This is a genomic window from Dechloromonas sp. A34, assembly GCF_026261605.1.
In the GTDB taxonomy this organism is placed as follows: Bacteria; Pseudomonadota; Gammaproteobacteria; order Burkholderiales; family Rhodocyclaceae; genus Azonexus.
Window position 1 is genome coordinate 2,594,463 of record NZ_CP102486.1, and the last position, 19,149, is coordinate 2,613,611.

Here is a 19,149-nt window from a genome sequence, read left to right on the forward strand (position 1 = left end):
CTCCACACGATGAGGAAATATCCGTGAAACTCCCCCTGATTCCCAACCTGGTTTTATCTGCTGCATTGATCTTCGCCGGCAACGGTGCTTTCGCCCACGACGATGCCACGCTCGACAAAATGAAGGCCCCGAATGGCGGCCAGCTCCGCATGGCCGGGCCTTATCACTTCGAATTGCTGGTCGACAAAAACAATAAGGAAGCAAAAGACAGTCCGGTCACCGTCTATCTCACCGACCACGGGGCGCAGAAGATCCCGGCAGCCGGTGCAAGCGGCACGGCAACGATTCTGGCTGGCAAAGCGAAAGTGACGGTGCCGCTGTCGCCAGCCGGCGACAACAAACTGACCGGTGTCGGCAAGTATGTCTCCGATGCCCATATGAAGGTGGTTGTTTCTGTCGTGTTCCCCGACAAAAAGACCGAGCAGGCGCGATTTGCACCGTTGGCGGCAGGCCATGCCGACGACCATATGCACCATTGATCAACCCAGGGGCGCCTCAGAAAGCCGGAAAATAAAGCACGCTAAGCGCGGTTTGTTATCCGCAATATCCGCGCTGCTGCTGGATTGGCTGGCACTTCACCGAGCCAAACGAGCAGAACACGCAACAGTCACCCGGACTGGGGCGCAGCAGCGCGTGGCAGTTGCTGCACTCATAGTAAAACTGGCACGCGGGTGGGCAGGGTTTCGTGTTTGGCGAAGCCCTGCATTCGTAGTCGCCTGAATCAGCGCCTCCGGCTGGGTCTTGTCCAAGGCGAAGGTAACGATGGCCGTTTTCTTGTCGAAATCGCGGCTGATCCCTATTGTTCGTCGCCTCTGTAGCCTCCAACGTTGACGCTGTCAATGGGAATGGTTATCATTTGCATGGTTTTACGTTTCCGGCGAAACGTTACGCTCGTTTAATCCATCCCCAGCCAGCCAGCCGCAACCCTAGCGTCAAGCCAGCCAAATAACTGACGCAAGGAGTTTCAATGAACTGGCAGCCCCCCAGAAGACACGACAGCAAGAAATTCGGCAAGACCAAGTTGGCCTTGGCCATGGCCCTCGTGATGAATATCCCGGCCCAGCTTGTCGCCGCCGAAGTCGAACTGCCCGGCATCGACGTGGTCGGCAAAGGCGAGCAGGCGATCGCCAAGCTGCCCGGGGCAGTCGCCGTCATCAGCAAGGAAGATCTGGCGCTCCGCCAGCCGCTGTCGGTCCAGGATGCCCTCAAGGCGGTGCCGGGCATCGTGGTGCGGGAAGAGGAAGGTTACGGTTTCATTCCCAACATCGGCATGCGCGGCCTGGATCCCAACCGCAGCCAGAAACTGCTGGTGCTGGAAGACGGCGTGCCAGTCGCCCCCGGCCTGTTCCTGGCCAATGAATCCTATTACAGCCCGCGCATCGAGCGCATGGAGAGCATCGAAGTGCTCAAGGGGGCCGCCGGCCTTCGCTACGGCCCGACCACGATCGGCGGCGTGATCAACTACAAGACCAAGAAGCCGGAGGATGGCGTCAAGGTGACCGCCAAGGCGGGCTCCCATGGTTACTGGCTGCTCGGCCTGGATGCCGGCGGCGCCGCACCTTCAGGCGAGGCGATCGGCGGCATCAGCCTGGTCACCTCACAGGGTGACGGCTTCCGCCGCAACGCCTTCGACATGAACGACATCGTCGTCAAGGGCGGCATGGCGATCGGCGACAAGCAATGGGTTAGTCTCAAGTTCTCGCATTACGACAACGACATCAATACTTCCTATGTCGGCCTGCGGCCCAACGAATACCGCAACAATCCGACCAAGAATCCGGCGCCCGACGATTATTTCCTGAACCAGCGCAACGCGTTCGATTTCAATCATGAAATCGAGATAAACGAAGACGTCAAGCTTAAGACCCTCGTCTACTGGGCCCAACTAGACCGCGACTACTGGCGGCGCGACATCGCCGCGCGCAGCGCCGACGGCACGACGTTTGTCGCGTGCACGGGTGTCGCCTATTGCATGTCCGGTCGCAACCGCTCGTTCGAGATGGCCGGCATCGACAGCCGGCTGTTTGTCAATTTCAACGGCTTCGGCATCAAGAACGAGGCGGAGATCGGTATCCGTCTGCACAGCGACTTCCTGAGCAACCAGACCGTCCGCTCGAAAACCAATCCCAACGCCCGTTCCGGGGAACTGACCGGCGACGACTCGCAGGATGCCAAAGGCATTGCTTTCTACGGCCAGAACCGCTTCGTTATCAGCGAAACGCTGGCCACCACCGTCGGCTTGCGCATCGAATCGTATGACCAGAAGCGCAAGGACGAACTGAACGGCGTTTCCGGCAAGTCCAGCAATACCGAAGTGATGCCCGGGCTCGGGCTAACCTGGCAACTGATGCCGCAGGCGCAACTGTTCGCCGGGGTTTACAAGGGCTTCTCGCCGGCCATGGTGGCGACGGCGATCAGCGCCGGTGGCGTCGATCAGGAACTCGATGCAGAACGCTCGACCAATTTCGAAATCGGCGTGCGCGGCACGGCAAATCGCTGGAGCTACGAAGCGACCGCCTTCCGGATGGACTTTGCCAACCAGATTGTGCCCCAATCCGAATCCGGAGGCGTCGGAGCCACCGTCACCAATGCCGGCGAAACCCTGCACCAGGGTCTCGAAGGCGCGCTCGGTTTCGACATCGGCGGTGGCTGGAGCGTGGCCGCCAACGCAACCTATGTGCCGACGGCGAAGTACAACAGCACCAAGGTTGTCGGCGGCATCGACCGCAACGGTAACCGTCTGCCGTATGCGCCCGAGCTGACCGGGAACCTGGCGCTGAACTACCAGGCCGGACCGCTGAAGACCGGCGTCAGCGCCTACCACGTGTCCAGCCAGTACGTCGATCCGGAGAACACCGAGGCTGAAAGCAGTGATGGCCGGCGCGGCAAAATCCCGGCCTACACGACCGTCAACCTGAACGCCCAGTACAGTCTGAGCAAAAAGTGGAATGTGTTCGGCACGGTGCGCAATCTGTTCGACCGGAAATACATTGCCAGTCGCAACCCGGATGGGATCTTCCCCGGAGTGGAGCGCAATTTCGAAGTCGGTATGAGCTACAAGTTCTGAGACCGAAGGCTCTCTCAGCCCGTGGTGAGTCGCTCCAACCTGAAGACCGGAGCGACTTACCGCCGGTGGTGCTGACCCCGGTGCGCTTTCACTGAGCCGCCTGCCGAGTGGCCAGAAAGGGAATGCTACGGTCGACCGGGAAAAATGGTCGAAAATGAAAAAATGGCGCGAATTGAATTCACGCCTTTTTTTTCGACATCCGGTGGCAAGCGAATCTCGGCATCGAATTAATTCCGGGTTGATCAAACCGGGGTTGCTGTTAAAAATTACCGAAATGTAATCTTATGGTCAGTGTTTTGTTGGTCTTGCATGGCCATACTGCCCTCAATCAATTGAACGAGGAGTGATTTCCATGGTAAAGCCGATAACTGTTCTGCTGACACTGTTTGCCCTTGGCGCGGTGGTCAGTCTGCCGGCCGGCGCGGTTGATGCGGTCGACGTCTATAAAAGCCCCAATTGCGGATGCTGCGAGAAATGGGTCGAGCATTTGCGCCAGGCGGGTTTCGCGGTGCGCACCCACGACGTCAATGACGTGCCGGCGGCTCGCCAGCGCCTCGGCATGCCCGAGCGCCTCGGTTCCTGCCATACCGCCAAAGTAGGCGGCTATGTCGTCGAAGGGCACGTCCCTGCCGCCGACATTCAGCGTCTGCTCAAGGAAAAACCGAAAGCCATCGGTCTGGCGGTGCCTTCGATGCCGCCCGGCTCTCCCGGGATGGAGAGCCCCAAGCCGGTTCCCTACAGCACGCTGTTGGTCCGAACCGGCGGCGAAATCACGGTTTTTGCCAAACACTGATCCCTGATCCACCTAAAGGAAAAACTCATGAAAGCACTGATTACCTCGACCCTGATCCTCTTCGCTTCCCCGGGCGCTGTTGCCGCCCAGGCGGCTAGCGACCATGCCGGCCCCAGCATGGCGAGCCAGGCCGTGGCTGCGACCGAAATGCAAATGGTTGATGGCCAGGTCAAGAAAGTCGACAAGGCAGCCGGCAAGGTGACCTTGGCGCATGGTCCGCTGGTCAATCTGAGCATGCCGGCGATGACCATGGTTTTCCGGGTCAAGGATGCGAACTGGCTTGATCAGATGAAGGCAGGCGACAAGATTCGCTTCATGGCTGACAATGTCAATGGCGCGGTAACCATTGTGCATTTCGAACCGACCAAATAACAACGAGGGCGATGGCATTACGGGGTAAGCCACCCGGAGTGCCCATCGCTTTGTGAAGTCGCGTTTCACAGGGAGGTCGTATGCGACGATTCAGGCTTGCCCCCATTTTCGCCGTGCTAATGGCCATCGGCTTGGGCATGCCCGCACTGGCTCAGGAACCGGCTATCGGCGCTTCGGTCGATAGCCTGCTCGATTTCGCCAGGACGCGGAACCCCGAGTACGCGGCAATGCAGGCGGAAGCGGAGGCCTCCGGCCAACGCATTACATCGGCCGGGGCGCTGCCCGACCCCAAATTTCGGGCCGAGTTGCGGGACATTACCCGCATGGGCGAGCAGAACGCCACGCTGTCCCCAAGTCGCGTCGGCAGTACCAAATATCTGTTGATGCAGGATATTCCCTGGTTCGGCAAGCGCGACCTGAAGCGAGAAATTGCCGAGTTCGAGGCCGAAGGTGCCAAAGGGCGGGTTATGGGGACATGGGCCGACATCGCGGGCCGGATCAAGGTCAACCATGCCCAGTTGTACTACCTCTACGGCAGTGAACGGCTGACCCGCGAAATCCTCGACCTGATGATCCGTCTGGAAAAAATCGCCCAGGTCCGCTACGCCGGCGGCCTGGCCGCTCAGCAGGACGTCATTCGCGCCCAGGTTGAACAGACCACGATGCGCAATGAACTGATCGCGCTGGAAACCGAGCGTCATCACCTGCATGCCCGCCTGAACGCCTTGCTGGCCCGGCCGACTCGGGCGCCACTGGCCGAGCCAAGCCAACTGCGGCCACTGCCCGCACCAGCCAGACTCGACTATGTCGCCCTCGAAGAGCGCGTCCGCGCCAGGAATCCCCTGCTATTCGCCGACGAGTCGCGGATCAAGGCTGCGGAAAAAACCCGCGATCTGACCTACAAGAATCGCTATCCCGATGTAACGCTCGGCGTCTCGCCCATCCAGTACCGGAACGAGGTCAAGGAATGGGAGTTGATGCTGGAAATGAACATCCCGCTGCAGCAGTCCTCGCGCCGCGCCCAGGAACGGGAATCCGAATCCATGGTAAATGCGGCCAGGGCGCGCAAGGAAGCGACAGCAAACCAGGTGGTCAGTGACCTCGCGGAAAGTCTGGCCGGCATCGAAGCCGCCCGCCAGACCGAAAATCTGCTGAGCAACAGCCTGCTGCCGCAGGCCGAACTGACTTTCCAGGCCGCCATTGCCGGTTACGAAACCGGCAAGGTCGATTTCGCCACGCTGCTCGATGCCCAGCGGCAAATCCGCCAGGCCAGACAAAATCGGATCAAGGCACAGGCCGAGGCGCAAATGCGTCTGGCCGAAATCGAACGACTTTTAGGGGAAGACTTATGAACAAGGGTGCAGGACTGACCATCGGCGTCATCGCGGTCGCCATAGCAGCCGGCGGCGGTTATTGGCTGGGCGGAAAAGGCGGCACCTCCCACGGTGAAACAGCAGCACCGGCGGCAGCCACTTCCCCAGAGCCGGCCAAGAAAGAAAAGAAGCTACTCTTTTACCGCAATCCGATGGGGCTGCCCGACACCTCCCCGACGCCCAAGAAAGACCCGATGGGGATGGACTACATCGCCGTCTATGAAGGCGAAGCGGACGACGAACCGGCGACCGCAAATCAGATCAAGATCAGTACCGACAAGGTGCAGAAACTGGGTGTGCGGACCGAAGCCGCCCAACTCCGCGCCCTCGACAAGGTGGTGCGCGCATCCGGCCGAATCGAGCCGGACGAGCGCCGCCTTTACGCGATTTCGCCCAAGTTCGAGGGCTATGTCGAGCGCCTGCATGTCAATGTGACCGGCCAGCCGGTCGGCAAAGGCCAGCCGCTGTTCGAGGTCTATAGCCCGGAGCTTGTCTCCGCCCAGCGTGAATATGCGATTGCCGCCCAGGGTGTCGAATCGCTGAAAGAGGCCGGCGGCCCGGCGCGGGACGGCATGAAGCAACTGGCCGATTCCAGCCTGCTGCGCCTGAAGAACTGGGACATCTCGGAAGAACAGGTCAAGGCCCTCGCCAAATCCGGCGAAACCAAGCGGACGATGACTTTCCGCTCGCCGGTGGCCGGCATCATCACCGAGAAGAAAGCCGTTCAGGGCATGCGCTTCATGCCCGGCGAGGCGCTCTACCAGGTGGCGGACCTCTCCTCGGTGTGGGTTGTCGCCGACGTCTTCGAACAGGATATCGGCCTGGTCAAATCCGGCGCCAAGGCCAAGGTCATGATCAATGCCTATCCGGGCAAGACTTTCGAAGGCACGATCAGCTATGTCTATCCGACCTTGAACGCCCAGACCCGCACGGTGCCGGTTCGCGTCGAACTGGCCAATCCGGGGCTGCTGCTCAAGCCGGCCATGTTCGCCCAGGTCGAACTGCCGGTGGGCGCCAAAGGCCAGGTGGTCACCGTGCCGACCTCCGCCGTCATCGACAGCGGCGCCCGCCAGATCGTGCTGATCCAGCAAGGCGAAGGCCGCTTCGAGCCGCGCGAGGTCAAACTCGGCGCCCGCAGCGACAACCATGTCGAAGTGCTGGAGGGGGTCAAGGATGGCGAGCAGGTGGTGGTCGCCGCCAACTTCCTGATCGATGCCGAGAGCAACCTCAAGGCTGCGGTCGGCGGTTTCGGCCACGCCGCCCACGGCGCCGCCCCAAAAGAAGGGCAAGCGGCGGCACCCGGACAGCCAGCCACCAAAGGAGCTAGCCACCAGGCCGAAGGCACGGTGGATGGCATCGACGCGACAGCCGGCACGATCAGTCTCAATCACGGCCCGGTCGCCAGCCTCAAGTGGCCGGCGATGACCATGGAGTTCACGGCCGCCAATGCATCGCTGCTGCAAGGGCTGAAACCCGGTGCCAGAGTCGCTTTCGAGTTCGTCGAACGGCAGCCCGGCGAATGGGTGATAACGGCCGTCAAACCGCTGCCGGCAAGCCAGGGAGCCGGAATGCCGGCCGCCGGTGCCAACCCGCACGCCGGTCACTGACCGAGAGCCACGGAGAGTCGCCCCATGTTGGCCAACATTATCGAATGGTCGGGCCGGAACCGCTTCCTGGTTCTGCTCGCCACCCTGTTCATCACCATCGGCGGCATTTATGCCGTGTTGCGCACCCCGATCGATGCCTTGCCCGACCTCTCGGATGTCCAAGTCATCGTCTATACCGAGTATCCGGGGCAGGCGCCGCAGGTGGTCGAGGATCAGGTCACCTATCCGCTGACCACAGCCATGCTGTCGGTGCCGAAATCCAAGGTGGTGCGCGGCTTCTCGTTCTTCGGCGCCTCCTTCGTGTACATCATTTTCGAGGACGGTACTGACATCTACTGGGCTCGCTCGCGTGTGCTGGAATACCTGAATTTTGCGTCCAGCCGCATGCCCAAGGGCGTCACCCCCTCGCTCGGACCGGATGCCACCGGCGTTGGCTGGGTCTACCAGTACGCGCTGCTCGCCAAGGACAAGACTCTGGCCGAACTGCGCACCATCCAGGACTGGTACGTCCGCTATCAGTTGACCAAGGCGCACGGCGTCGCCGAAGTCGCCTCGATCGGCGGCTTCGTGCAGACCTACCAAGTAACCGTCGACCCGGTGAAACTGCGTTCCTACGGCATTCCGCTGATGAAGGTGGCGCAGGTGATCCGCGACTCGAACCGCGATGTCGGCGGCCGTGTCGTCGAGATGGCTGAAACCGAGTACATGGTGCGCGGCAAGGGTTACCTGCGCGGTAAGAGCGACCTCGAAACTCTGGTCGTCAAGAGCGAGCAGGGCACGCCGGTGCTGATCCGCGACATCGCCCGCGTCGAACTGGCGCCGGACGAACGGCGCGGCCTGACCGAACTCAACGGCGAGGGCGAAGTGGTCTCGGGCATCGCCATGGCGCGCTATGGTGCCAACGCGCTGGAGGTCATCCACAACCTGAAAGCCAAGATCGACGAAATCGGCGGCGGCTTGCCGGCCGGCGTCACGGTGCAAACGGTGTATGACCGTTCCGAACTGATCCATCGCGCCATCGATACGCTCAAGCGCACCTTGCTGGAAGAAGCGGTCATCGTCGCGCTGGTCTGCATCGTGTTCCTGATGCACGTGCGCAGCGCCTTGGTCGCCATCCTGATGCTGCCGGTCGGCGTGCTGATCGCTTTCATCGCCATGCGCTCGCTGGGCATGAACTCCAATCTGATGAGCCTGGGCGGCATCGCCATCGCCATCGGTGCGATGATCGACGCCGCCATCGTCATGATCGAGAACGCCCACAAACACCTGGAGCGCCTGCCCGAGGAGCACACCAAAGCTGAGCGTGCCGACGCCATGCTCGCCGCCTGCAAGGAAGTCGGCCCGGCGCTGTTCTTCTCGCTGCTCATCATCACTGTTTCCTTCCTCCCAGTGTTTGCCCTGGAAGGCCAGGAGGGCCGGCTGTTCTCGCCGCTGGCCTTCACCAAGACCTTCTCGATGGCCGGCGCGGCGCTACTTTCGGTGACCCTGGTACCGGTCCTGATGATGCTGTTCATCCGCGGCAAGGTCATGCCGGAATCGAAGAATCCGGTGAATCGTTTTCTGATCTGGGCCTACCGGCCGATCATCGCCGGCGTCATGCGCTGGAAAAAGCTGACCATCGTGCTCGCCGTGCTGGCGCTGGGGGTCTCGGTCTACCCGGCATCGCAACTGGGTTCCGAGTTCATGCCGACGCTCAACGAGGGCACGCTGCTCTACATGCCGGCTTCGCTGCCCGGCATGTCGATCACCAAGGCCGCCGAGCTTATGCAGACCCAGAACAAGATCATCAAGAGCTTCCCCGAGGTCGCTTCGGTTTATGGCAAGGCCGGGCGCGCCAACACGGCGACCGATCCTGCGCCGACCGAGATGTTCGAGACGGTGATCAACCTGAAGCCGGAATCCGAATGGCGCGCCGGCTTGACCACCGACAAGCTGATCGCCGAACTCGACAAGGCGCTGCAATTCCCCGGCGTCGCCAATGCGTGGACGATGCCGATCAAGGCGCGCATCGACATGCTGTCTACCGGCATTCGCACGCCGATCGGCATCAAGGTCTTCGGCAAGGATCTGGGCGAGATGGAAAAAGTGGCCAAGGAAATCGAGGCCGTGGTCAAAGCTGTCCCCGGCACGACCAGTGCCTTCGCCGAGCGCATCACTGGCGGCTTTTATCTCAATATCGAACCGGACCGCGAGCAACTGGCCCGCTACGGCCTGGCCGTCGGCGACTTGCAGGATGTGATCGGCACAGCGCTGGGCGGTGAGATGGTGACGACCACGGTCGAGGGGCGGGAACGTTTCGGTGTCACCATCCGCTATCCGCGCGAACTGCGTTCCGATCCGCAGCAGATCGCCCGCGAGGTGCTGATCCCGACCATGGATGGGGCGATGATTCCGCTCGGCCAATTAGCCAAGGTCGTCGTCGCCAAAGGCGCGCCCAGCATCCGCACCGAAAACGCCTTGCTCTCTGCCTACATCTATGTCGACATCCGCGACCGCGACATCGGCAGCTACGTCGCTGACGCCAAGAAAGCGGTTGCCGAACAGGTCAAATTCCCGCCGGGTTACTACGTGACCTGGAGCGGCCAGTTCGAATACATGGAGCGGGCCATCGAGAAGATGAAAATCGTCATCCCGGTCACGTTGCTCTCGATCTTCCTGCTGCTCTATCTCAACTTCAAGCGCATTACCGAGACGCTGATCGTCATGCTTTCGGTTCCTTTCGCGCTGGTTGGCGGCATCTGGTTGATGTGGTGGCTCGGCTATAACCTGTCGGTCGCCGTGGCGGTTGGCTTCATCGCCTTGGCCGGGGTGGCGGCCGAAACCGGTGTCATCATGCTGATCTATCTCGATCATGCCTGGGAGGAACTGAAGGCCAAGCGGCGTGCCGAGGGCCAGGTGCCAAGCCTGACCGATCTTTACGAAGCGATCATGGAAGGCGCCGTCGAGCGCGTCCGGCCGAAAATGATGACCGTGGTGGCGATCATGGCTGGCCTGCTGCCCATCATGTGGGGTACCGGTACCGGTTCGGAAGTAATGAGCCGGATCGCGGCGCCGATGGTCGGTGGCATGGTCTCGTCGACGGTGCTCACCCTCGCCGTGATTCCGGCGATCTATGCGCTGGTCAAACAATGGCGCCTGCGCCGGGGTATCGAGGACTGAATCGAGCAGTCCATGCGTCTGCTCTGTCCGCTGATCTGCTTCTGCGGCCAGGGCGGGCGTGGCCGAAACGACGTTATGTTTGTTGCCGCACAGACGTCGATCTGTAGGTCAGCGCAAAGTAGCCTGAACTTGCGCGTGGAGAAGTTCATGAAAAACTTGCTTGCGATCACTGTTGGTATGACGTCTACGTTGCTCATCGACAGCGCGTTGGCGCAGAACGGCAACATGATGAACGGTGGTATGTCGGGCGCTGGCTGGATGGGTGGTTACGGTTGGGCATGGGGTCCGATCTCGCTTCTGATCGTTGTCATCGGCCTCGTTGTTTGGGTTCTCCAGCGAAAAGGCAAGTGAGTGAGATCGAAATATCTGATCACGCCTTGGCTGCCAGCAGTAGGCAGTACGGAAACATTGATTTACCCACCCTTAAAGGAAAAGCCACCATGAAAATCTCAATACTGCTTGCCGCAATCCTTAGTGTTGCCCTGTCTGCACCTATTGCCTCCGCACAGGAAACATCCACGCCCGCCAAGCCGGCGATGGGCATGGACATGGACATGGACAAACAGATGCCGCAGATGCAGGGGAACATGAAGAAAATGCAGCAGCAGATGGAAAAAATCCGGGCGACCAGCGACCCGAAGGAGCGCCAGAAGCTGATGCAGGAGCACATGCAGACCATGCAGGAAAACATGAAAACAATGCACGGCATGGGCGGCCCGATGATGATGGGCGGCGGTCAGCGTGGCGGAAAAATGATGGCGGACAAGAAAGGCGGCATGGCGGAAGGCGACATGATGAAGCGCCACGAAATGATGGAAAAACGCATGGACATGATGCAGATGATGATGGACCAAATGATGCAGCACAATCAGGCCATCGAGTCGATGCCCGGCAAATGACGTCGAATCCTCGGTCGGCGTTTTGAACAAGGAGTCAATTCATGTACGGATTCAGTACTCAACTAAAGGTACCGTTCGATACCGCAATCGCGAAAGTCACCGAAGCCCTTAAAAAGGAGGGATTCGGCGTACTAACCGATATCGATGTCAAAGCGACGCTGAAAGCCAAGCTCGATATCGAACACCGGCCGTATCGCATACTTGGCGCATGCAACCCGCCGCTGGCACACCGCGCGATCGAGGCTGACCCCGACATTGGCTTGTTGCTACCATGCAACGTGGTCGTGCGCGAAGAAGTCGATGGCGCCATAACCGTCGCGTTCATGGATCCCGAGATCGTTTTGCGGTTGGTCGACAACCCGGCAGTGCATGCGCTTGGCACGGAAGTTCGGGCCCTTCTGCAACGGGTCTGCACGAGCCTCAAGTAATGGTGCGTGCCGGCCTCTGGTCGGCGCTCGCCTTTGTTTTGAATCTGGTGTGGAAATCGCACAGGTCAGGCTGTACACGATCTGGATGCGGCAGCGAGTGATAGCCAGGATGATTCAAGAGGCACGCAAGGGACTGAGCGCTTCGGCCGAACTTGCTTGCTGGATTGCGGGCCAATCCCCGGATTCTCACGGAAGGAAATTCGATGAAAACCAGTGTTGGAAGTTGCGACCGCTTGATCCACAGTCTGATTATGGCGGCAACATTTTCCCTTCTGTTAGCCGGATTCGGCACGCTTCAGGCCGCCGCTGAAACGAGCGGTGGGCTACGCGTCTATGGCCCTGGAGGCCCCGCACCGGCAATGAAGGAGGCAGCAAAGGCATTTGAACAGAAAACCGGAACACCCGTTGCTGTAACGGCCGGGCCTACTCCGGAGTGGATCGAACAGGCGAAAAACGATGCGGATTTGATCTACAGCGGGTCAGAAACCATGATGACCGACTTCGCCCAAGCGATGGAGGCTAAATTCGATGAGACCCGCGTTGAGCCACTCTATCTGCGTCCTCTTTCGATCCTGGTGCGCCCCGGAAACCCGACGGGCATCAAAGGATTGCGTGATTTGTTTCGTCCTGGCCATCGCGTCATCGTCGTGAATGGAGCGGGTCAGAATGGCGTATGGGAGGATGCAGCCGGTCGTCAGGGGGATATTGAGTCCGTGCGCGCACTGCGTAAGAACATCGTGAAATACGCCAAAAACAGCGCTTTGGCCAAACAAGCCTGGATCGAAGACCCGTCATTGGACGCTTGGCTCATCTGGAATATCTGGCAGGTGGCCAACCCTGCCTTGGCCGATGTCGTACCCGTTGAAAAGGAATATGTAATCTACCGGGATACCGGCATCGTCGTTACCAAGAAGGGGGATCAAAGCCCGGCGGCGCAGCAGTTCATGCTCTTTTTGAAATCTCCGGACGGCGCAGCGATATTCCAGAAATGGGGTTGGATGACAAGCGCAAACAAGCGGGTGTCCCAAAAATAGCTTAAGGAAATGCCGGCCAGATCGGCGCCGCTGCACACAGGCCGTTGGCTGATTTTGGGCATGCGCTGCCTGACGCAGCAATTGATTCACCACTCTGTTCCCTGGCGAACAGAGTGTTCGCGGCAGGGTGATGAAAATGAGGGTGGCGAATATCCGTCACTACCCGGGAGAACCCATGATGCGTCCAACGGAAACCGAATGCCTTAGCGCTTGCAATGCGTGTGCGGCGGCCTGCCTTCAGTGTGCATCTGCCTGTCTTCAGGAGGACGATCCAAAATCGATGGCACAGTGCATCGCACGGGATATGGAATGCGCTGATGTTTGCCGACTGGCCGCAGCGTCAATCGCACGCGGCGACCAGAATATGCAGGCGGTGTGTTCGCTTTGTGCGGACGTCTGCGACGCCTGCAGAACGGAATGTGCGAAGCACACGATGGACCACTGCCAACACTGTGCCGAGTCCTGCCAGCGCTGCGCCGACGCTTGTCGTAGCATGGCTCAATAGCTCCCCGACGCACACCAAAGGAAAAACCAATGAAACGCGAAACATGCAAATCGATCAGGGCATTATGTCTTGCTCCCGTCACTGCGCTTTATCTTGTGTCAGCTTCAGCACAGGCGCAAACCGCTCCAGCAGTTCCTCCTTCTGCCGGCATGCACCAGGAACACATGCAGAAAGGCATGGGTGGGTCGGCTGATATGAAGCAGTCGATGATGACGGGAATGGACAGCATGCAGAAGATGCCGATGTCCGGCGACACCGACAAGGATTTCGCGATGATGATGAAAATCCATCATCAGCAAGCCGTGGACATGGCGCAAATGGAACTGGCGCACGGCAAATCACCGGCGATGAAGGCAATGGCCAAGCAGATCATCGCGGCGCAGAAAAAGGAGATCGCCAAGTTCGATCAGTGGCTCGCCAAGCAGAAGTGACTTCGCCAGCGGCGGGATACCATGCGCCGCATTGCCTCGAAACACGAAGTGCCAACCAAGGCCTGTCTACCGTGAGTAACAGCAAAGGTCCTGCTGTAAAAGAGAGTCCCCTGGCGGGCAAGCCGGCCGCGCCGGCAATGCTGGTCGACGTACCCGGTCTGGTTACGGCCTACTACACGGGCGTGCCTGATTATTCAGTGGCGGAGCAGCGGGTTGCCTTCGGCACTTCGGGGCATCGCGGTTCCGCCTTTGAAAACACCTTCAATCAATGGCATGTTCTGACCATCAGTCAGGCGATTTGTGATTACCGCAAGCGGCAGGGCATCGGTGGCCCGCTGTTCCTCGGCATTGACACGCACGCGCTGTCCGTGCCGGCTCGGGCCAGCGCACTCGAAGTGCTGGCGGCCAACGGCGTAGACGTGATGCTTGCGGAACACGACGAATACACGCCAACGCCCGCTGTTTCGCACGCCATACTGAGCTGTAACCGCGGGCGCAGCGCCGGCTTTGCCGATGGCATCGTCATCACGCCGTCGCACAATCCGCCCGATAGTGGCGGCTTCAAGTACAACCCGCCGAACGGCGGGCCGGCCAATGCCGACGTGACCGGCTGGGTCGAAGCGCGGGCCAATGAGTTTTTGAAAAACGGCTTGCAGGGCGTGCAAAGAATTCCTTACGCGACCGCCCTGCGCGCCAGCACCACCCACCGCCACGACTTTCTCAACGCGTACGTCAGCGACCTCGGCAAGGTGCTCGATATGGAGGCGATTCGTGGCGCCAAAATTCGCATGGCTGTCGATCCGCTCGGCGGCGCGGGCGTCCACTACTGGCCTGCTATTGCCGAGCGCTACGGCCTCGATCTGACCGTGGTGAACACGGAAATCGATCCGACGTTTCGTTTCATGACGCTTGATCGGGACGGCCGGATTCGCATGGATCCGTCCTCGTCTTACGCCATGCGGAATCTGGCGGGCTTGAAGGACCGCTTCGACATTGCCTTCGCCTGCGATCCCGACCATGACCGGCACGGCATCGTTACCCGCAGCGCGGGATTGCTCCCGCCAAATCACTATCTTGCCGTTGCCATCGACTACCTGTTCCAGAATCGGCCAAAGTGGGGCAGGCATGCCGCAGTGGGCAAGACCGTGGTGAGCACCGGAATGATCGATCGCGTGGTCAGCAGGCTCGGCCGGAAGCTTTACGAGGTGCCGGTCGGCTTCAAGTGGTTCGTCGATGGCCTGTTTGACGGCTCGCTCGGTTTCGGCGGCGAAGAGAGCGCCGGCGCAACTTTCCTGCGCCTCGATGGCGCTGTGTGGACGACCGACAAGGACGGCATCGTTCCGGCGCTGCTCTCCGCGGAAATCACTGCGCGGCTGAGCCGCGATCCCGGCGAGATCTACCGCCAACTGACGCGCGAGTTCGGCGAGTGTCTCGCCGACCTGGTCGATGCAGCCGCCACCCCGGAACAAAAACGCTTGCTGTCGCGACTTTCGCCGCAACAGGTAAGCAGCAAGGAACTGGGTGGTGAACCGATCTTGAGCATACTCAGCCGCGCACCCGGCAATGACGCGCCGATCGGTGGCTTGAAAGTGATTGCCGAGAATGGCTGGTTCGCCGCGCGTCCATCCGGCACGGAGAATATTTACAAGATTTATGCCGAGAGCTTTCGCGGCGAACAACATCTGCGCCGCATCGCAGAGGAAGCGCAGTCGATTGTCGATACGGCTTTGGCCGCGGGTGCTCAGGCCGGCGATGCCGCGATGGAAGGTACATGAGCATGACAACAGGTAGCCCGCCACTGACGCAACCTGCGCCGTAGCCGCGACGAAAATGTGCCTGTTGTGAAAACCGATGCCGATCCGGAAAAACTGCAACGCGAAACATTCGGCTATTTCTTGCATGAAACGAATCCCGCCAACGGTCTCGTGATCGACAAGACCGCGGCGGATTGGCCGGCGAGCATTGCCGCGACCGGCCTGGCGTTAGCCTGCTATCCGGTCAGTGTCGAACGCGGATTCATGCCGCGCGCGGCGGCGGTGGAACGTACGTTGAATACGCTGCGTTTTTTCTGGAACAGCCCGCAAGGCCCCGAACCCGATGCCACCGGCTATAAGGGGTTTTACTATCATTTTCTCGACATGCAGAGCGGGCGGCGCGCTTGGCAATGCGAGCTGTCAACGGTAGATAGTGCTTTCCTGCTGGCCGGTGCGTTGACGGCAGGAATGTATTTTTCCGCCGCTACGCCGGACGAACATGAAATCCGCACGCTTGCCGACGCGCTCTACCGCCGCGCCGACTGGCCGTGGGCGCAAAACCAGGGGGCAACGGTGACGCACGGCTGGAAGCCGGAAAGCGGCTTCCTCGACTACCGATGGGAAGGCTACGACGAGGCCTTGCTGCTGTATATCCTGGGGCTGGGCTCGCCGACGCATCCGCTGTCCGGGCAGAGCTACACGGCGTGGGCCGCGACGTACCGGTGGGAACACGCTTACGGTCAGGACTATCTTTACGCTGGGCCATTGTTCACGCACCAGCTCTCGCATGTCTGGATCGACTTTCGCTGCATTCAGGACGCCTTCATGCGCGATAAGGGCATCGACTATTTCGAGAACAGCCGCCGTGCAACTTATGTGCAACAACAGTACGCGGTCGATAACCCGTTCAAGTTCGAGGGTTATGGCCGTCATTGCTGGGGAATCACCGCCAGCGAGGGGCCCGGCCCGGGCGCCGGCGAAATGAAGGGCATTGAGCGCCAATTCTTCGATTACGTGGGGCGCGGCGTGCCATACGGCCCCGACGACGGCACACTCGCGCCGTGGGCCGTGGTGGCGTCGCTGCCCTTCGCGCCAGAAATCGTGCTGCCCGCGCTTCAATATTGCATTCATCAGGCCAAGCTGACTCAGTTCAACGCCTACGGCTTCAAAGCATCGTTCAACCCCTCGCACCCGGGGAATCCTGGCAATCCTTATGGCTGGTGGGTCTCGCCGTGGCATTACGGGCTCAATCAAGGGCCGATCGTCCTGATGATCGAAAATTATCGTAGCGGCTTGTTGTGGCAACTCACGCGAAATTGCCCGTACATCGCCGGCGGCTTGCGGTGCGCAGGTTTCACGGGGGCTTGGCTGTGAAGGGTGCGGTGACGCCGTCGATCGTTCCCGCTGGACGTCATCAGGGCGCAACCCGATCTGCGGGACTGACAGTCGTTTTTGGTTGTGTGCCCTGGGGCACAGACTGTTTTTTGACGGCAGGCTACAAGTTCCAGACGGAATACAAATCGGCGGCGGGTTAGCGGCCAGCCTGCACGAGGTGTTCGTTTGCAACGACGGAAACGCGGCAACGCTCTCCTGAACTGCCGGCACCATTTCAAGACTTGAACGGCGGTTGTGCAGGTTCCGGGATCAACCCGCTAATTTTTGGAGAGATCCCATGCGCAAATTATGGCCAATTCTGGCTACGTTGATTACGTTAAGCCTCGCCGGCTGCGGCTACAACACATTGCAGGGCAACGACGAGCAAATCAAGGCAAGTTGGTCCGAAGTTGTGAACCAATACCAGCGCCGTGCCGATCTAGTACCCAACCTTGTGAATACCGTAAAGGGCTTCGCTGCGCACGAAAAGGACGTCTTGCTTGGTGTCACCAACGCCCGCGCCAAAGTCGGCGGGATTCAGCCGAGCCCGGAACTCATCAACAACCCTGAGGCATTTGCTAAATTCCAGGCCGCCCAGGGAGAGCTGTCTAGCGCCCTCTCCAGGTTGCTGGTGGTGTCCGAGAACTATCCGCAGCTGAAGGCCGACGCCAGCTTCCGCGACCTGCAGGCGCAACTGGAAGGCACCGAAAACCGCATCACAGTGGCGCGCAACCGCTACATCCAGTCGGTACAGGTGTTCAACGTGACGGTGCGCTCCTTCCCCTCCAATCTGACCGCGATGGCGTTCGGATACAAAGCGAAGCCCAACTTCGCGGTGGAAAATGAAAAGGAAATCGCCAAACCGCCCAGCGTAGATTTCGCACCGGCGCCGGGCAAACCCCCGGGCGCGCCTCAAGGAGCCGCCAAGTGACGGCGATGCGCACGGCAAGAGCGGTATTTCTAGCATTCACGCTTTGCTGGTCTTTCATCGCTGGGGCACAAATCGCCGTCCCGCCGTTGAGCGGACGTATCACCGACCAGACTGCCACGCTCACGACTGAGCAGAAAACAGCCTTGGAGCAAACTCTGCAAGCGTTTGAAACCAGAAAAGGCAGTCAGCTCGCGGTTCTCATTGTTCCCACCACTGCGCCGGAAACGATCGAGCAATATGCGTTGCGCGTCGCGGAGCAATGGAAACTGGGGCGCAAGAAGGTGGATGACGGTGCGATCCTGGTTGTCGCCAAGACCGACCGCGCCCTGCGCATCGAAGTGGGCTACGGCCTGGAAGGCGCACTCAATGACGCCACGAGCAAGCGCATCATCAGCGAGATAATTACCCCGCGCTTCAAGCAGGACGATTTCAATGGTGGCATCGCCGCCGGGGTCGACCAAATCATCCGCGTAATCGATGGCGAGCCGTTGCCGCCAGCCAAAGGACAACCTGCCGCCGGTATCGCTGATATCCAGCAGTATGTTCCGGTCATTTTCATTCTTGCGCTGGTGGTGGGCGGGGTGCTGCGCTCCGTGCTCGGCAGATTTCCCGGGGCGCTGTTAACCGGCGGGGCGGTGGCTGTTGCCGCTTGGTTGTTTGCCGGCGCACTGTCCATTGCGTTGGGTGCCGGCATCCTCGCGCTGTTGTTCACCCTGCTCAGTGGCGGCATGGGCGGACACGGCATCGGCGGTCATCGCGGAGGGTTTGGTGCAGGAGGTTTTGGCCGCGGTGGCTTTGGTGGCGGCGGCGGTGGTTTTGGCGGCGGCGGCGCGTCGGGACGGTGGTGACGATGAATATCAAGCGCATCGCGAAGCATCTTCTGCGGACCCGGCGGCAGGTCGACCGGGTTTTCCCCCAGCAAACGATGGTCGCCATCGAGCAGGCCATCAAGGCCAGCGAGACCGCTCACCTCGGAGAAATCCGTTTCGCTGTGGAAGACGCACTGGACGGTACGCCGCTCTTCAAGGGGCTGTCCGCGAGACAGCGTGCGATCGACATGTTTGCGCAATTGCGCATATGGGACACCGAACAAAATAACGGCGTGCTGATTTATCTGTTGCTTGCCGACCGGGATGTCGAGATTGTTGCCGATCGCGGGATTCACGCGAAAGTGGGTGCGCAGGAATGGGAAAAGATTTGCCGCACGATGGAAACCGCCTTTAAACAGGCCAACTACGAAGACGGCGTGGTCAGCGGAATTCAGGCGGTGGCGCGGCATCTGATCGAACATTTTCCCGCTGCCGGTGCCGGGCAGAATGAATTGCCGGACGAACCGGTGGTGCTATAGCTCAACCAACATCCGCCGTACGTGGCACCTGACTCAGCCACCTCGAATGAGTCGGCAACGTCCACACAGGAGAG

17 protein-coding genes and 1 pseudogene are annotated in these 19,149 nt (G+C 60.2%); 17 read left to right on the forward strand and 1 reads right to left on the reverse strand.

From position 1 onward, the window contains the following. Nucleotides 1-23 precede the first annotated feature (23 nt). On the forward strand, nucleotides 24-479 hold the full coding sequence (locus tag NQE15_RS12945; protein ID WP_265941915.1) for a hypothetical protein: 456 nt from the start codon (nucleotides 24-26) through the stop codon (nucleotides 477-479). A 55-nt stretch (nucleotides 480-534) separates the two neighbouring features. Here the strand turns inward: NQE15_RS12945 and NQE15_RS23890 are convergent. Continuing rightward, nucleotides 535-706: pseudogene (locus NQE15_RS23890) on the reverse strand (GDCCVxC domain-containing (seleno)protein). 261 nt (nucleotides 707-967) lie between these two features. Between NQE15_RS23890 and NQE15_RS12950 the strand changes: the two are divergent. From NQE15_RS12950 to NQE15_RS13025, 16 genes are all read left to right on the forward strand, one after another. Then, entirely contained in the window at nucleotides 968-3,067 is a 2,100-nt protein-coding gene (locus NQE15_RS12950; protein WP_265941917.1) for a TonB-dependent receptor family protein, read from the forward strand. 352 nt (nucleotides 3,068-3,419) lie between these two features. Further along, the gene (locus NQE15_RS12955) at nucleotides 3,420-3,860 is read left to right on the forward strand and encodes a DUF411 domain-containing protein (protein ID WP_265941919.1); all 441 of its coding nucleotides are present in this window, start codon (nucleotides 3,420-3,422) and stop codon (nucleotides 3,858-3,860) included. Nucleotides 3,861-3,887: 27 nt separating this feature from the next. After that, nucleotides 3,888-4,232 (forward strand): copper-binding protein, encoded by a 345-nt coding sequence (locus NQE15_RS12960; protein WP_265941921.1) that lies wholly within the window; start codon nucleotides 3,888-3,890, stop codon nucleotides 4,230-4,232. Nucleotides 4,233-4,312: 80 nt separating this feature from the next. Further along, a complete protein-coding gene (locus NQE15_RS12965; protein WP_265941923.1) occupies nucleotides 4,313-5,584 on the forward strand; it encodes a TolC family protein in 1,272 nt (423 codons plus the stop codon). Next, a complete protein-coding gene (locus NQE15_RS12970) occupies nucleotides 5,581-7,212 on the forward strand; it encodes an efflux RND transporter periplasmic adaptor subunit (protein ID WP_265941925.1) in 1,632 nt (543 codons plus the stop codon). Before NQE15_RS12965 ends, NQE15_RS12970 begins: the two co-directional genes overlap by 4 nt. A 24-nt stretch (nucleotides 7,213-7,236) precedes the next feature. Next, nucleotides 7,237-10,371 carry an efflux RND transporter permease subunit gene (locus NQE15_RS12975; protein ID WP_265941927.1) on the forward strand — a complete coding sequence of 1,045 codons (3,135 nt, stop codon included), beginning with the start codon at nucleotides 7,237-7,239 and terminating at the stop codon, nucleotides 10,369-10,371. Between the two features lie 147 nt (nucleotides 10,372-10,518). Then, nucleotides 10,519-10,722, forward strand: a complete 204-nt coding sequence (locus NQE15_RS12980) for a hypothetical protein (protein WP_265941929.1) — start codon at nucleotides 10,519-10,521, stop codon at nucleotides 10,720-10,722. Continuing rightward, complete coding sequence (locus NQE15_RS12985) at nucleotides 10,719-11,270, forward strand: hypothetical protein (RefSeq protein ID WP_265941931.1); 552 nt, start codon at nucleotides 10,719-10,721, stop codon at nucleotides 11,268-11,270. Before NQE15_RS12980 ends, NQE15_RS12985 begins: the two co-directional genes overlap by 4 nt. Nucleotides 11,271-11,311: 41 nt before the next feature. Next, on the forward strand, nucleotides 11,312-11,698 hold the full coding sequence (locus NQE15_RS12990) for a DUF302 domain-containing protein (protein ID WP_265941933.1): 387 nt from the start codon (nucleotides 11,312-11,314) through the stop codon (nucleotides 11,696-11,698). Nucleotides 11,699-11,901: 203 nt separating this feature from the next. Further along, nucleotides 11,902-12,732, forward strand: a complete 831-nt coding sequence (locus NQE15_RS12995) for a substrate-binding domain-containing protein (RefSeq protein ID WP_265941935.1) — start codon at nucleotides 11,902-11,904, stop codon at nucleotides 12,730-12,732. A 534-nt stretch (nucleotides 12,733-13,266) separates the two neighbouring features. After that, nucleotides 13,267-13,668, forward strand: a complete 402-nt coding sequence (locus tag NQE15_RS13000; RefSeq protein WP_265941937.1) for a DUF305 domain-containing protein — start codon at nucleotides 13,267-13,269, stop codon at nucleotides 13,666-13,668. Nucleotides 13,669-13,739: 71 nt separating this feature from the next. Continuing rightward, nucleotides 13,740-15,443 (forward strand): phosphoglucomutase (alpha-D-glucose-1,6-bisphosphate-dependent), encoded by a 1,704-nt coding sequence (pgm, locus tag NQE15_RS13005; RefSeq protein WP_265941939.1) that lies wholly within the window; start codon nucleotides 13,740-13,742, stop codon nucleotides 15,441-15,443. A 66-nt stretch (nucleotides 15,444-15,509) separates the two neighbouring features. Continuing rightward, nucleotides 15,510-16,796 (forward strand): glucoamylase family protein, encoded by a 1,287-nt coding sequence (locus tag NQE15_RS13010; protein WP_265941941.1) that lies wholly within the window; start codon nucleotides 15,510-15,512, stop codon nucleotides 16,794-16,796. A 298-nt stretch (nucleotides 16,797-17,094) separates the two neighbouring features. Continuing rightward, nucleotides 17,095-17,727, forward strand: a complete 633-nt coding sequence (locus tag NQE15_RS13015; protein WP_265941943.1) for a LemA family protein — start codon at nucleotides 17,095-17,097, stop codon at nucleotides 17,725-17,727. Nucleotides 17,728-17,732: 5 nt separating this feature from the next. After that, entirely contained in the window at nucleotides 17,733-18,575 is an 843-nt protein-coding gene (locus NQE15_RS13020; protein WP_265950270.1) for a TPM domain-containing protein, read from the forward strand. A gap of 2 nt (nucleotides 18,576-18,577) precedes the next feature. Further along, on the forward strand, nucleotides 18,578-19,075 hold the full coding sequence (locus NQE15_RS13025; protein ID WP_265941945.1) for a TPM domain-containing protein: 498 nt from the start codon (nucleotides 18,578-18,580) through the stop codon (nucleotides 19,073-19,075). Nucleotides 19,076-19,149 lie beyond the last annotated feature (74 nt).

Bases quoted from the DNA above. Each gene is read 5' to 3' on its own strand.
- NQE15_RS12980 (WP_265941929.1), top strand. From the start codon at position 10,519: ATGAAAAACTTGCTTGCGATCACTGTTGGTATGACGTCTACGTTGCTC.
- NQE15_RS13015 (WP_265941943.1), top strand. From the start codon at position 17,095: ATGCGCAAATTATGGCCAATTCTGGCTACGTTGATTACGTTAAGCCTC.
- NQE15_RS12990 (WP_265941933.1), top strand. From the start codon at position 11,312: ATGTACGGATTCAGTACTCAACTAAAGGTACCGTTCGATACCGCAATC.
- NQE15_RS13025 (WP_265941945.1), top strand. From the start codon at position 18,578: ATGAATATCAAGCGCATCGCGAAGCATCTTCTGCGGACCCGGCGGCAG.
- NQE15_RS12950 (WP_265941917.1), top strand. From the start codon at position 968: ATGAACTGGCAGCCCCCCAGAAGACACGACAGCAAGAAATTCGGCAAG.
- NQE15_RS12960 (WP_265941921.1), top strand. From the start codon at position 3,888: ATGAAAGCACTGATTACCTCGACCCTGATCCTCTTCGCTTCCCCGGGC.
- NQE15_RS12965 (WP_265941923.1), top strand. From the start codon at position 4,313: ATGCGACGATTCAGGCTTGCCCCCATTTTCGCCGTGCTAATGGCCATC.
- NQE15_RS12955 (WP_265941919.1), top strand. From the start codon at position 3,420: ATGGTAAAGCCGATAACTGTTCTGCTGACACTGTTTGCCCTTGGCGCG.
- NQE15_RS13000 (WP_265941937.1), top strand. From the start codon at position 13,267: ATGAAACGCGAAACATGCAAATCGATCAGGGCATTATGTCTTGCTCCC.
- NQE15_RS13020 (WP_265950270.1), top strand. From the start codon at position 17,733: ATGCGCACGGCAAGAGCGGTATTTCTAGCATTCACGCTTTGCTGGTCT.
- NQE15_RS12970 (WP_265941925.1), top strand. From the start codon at position 5,581: ATGAACAAGGGTGCAGGACTGACCATCGGCGTCATCGCGGTCGCCATA.
- NQE15_RS12975 (WP_265941927.1), top strand. From the start codon at position 7,237: ATGTTGGCCAACATTATCGAATGGTCGGGCCGGAACCGCTTCCTGGTT.
- NQE15_RS12995 (WP_265941935.1), top strand. From the start codon at position 11,902: ATGAAAACCAGTGTTGGAAGTTGCGACCGCTTGATCCACAGTCTGATT.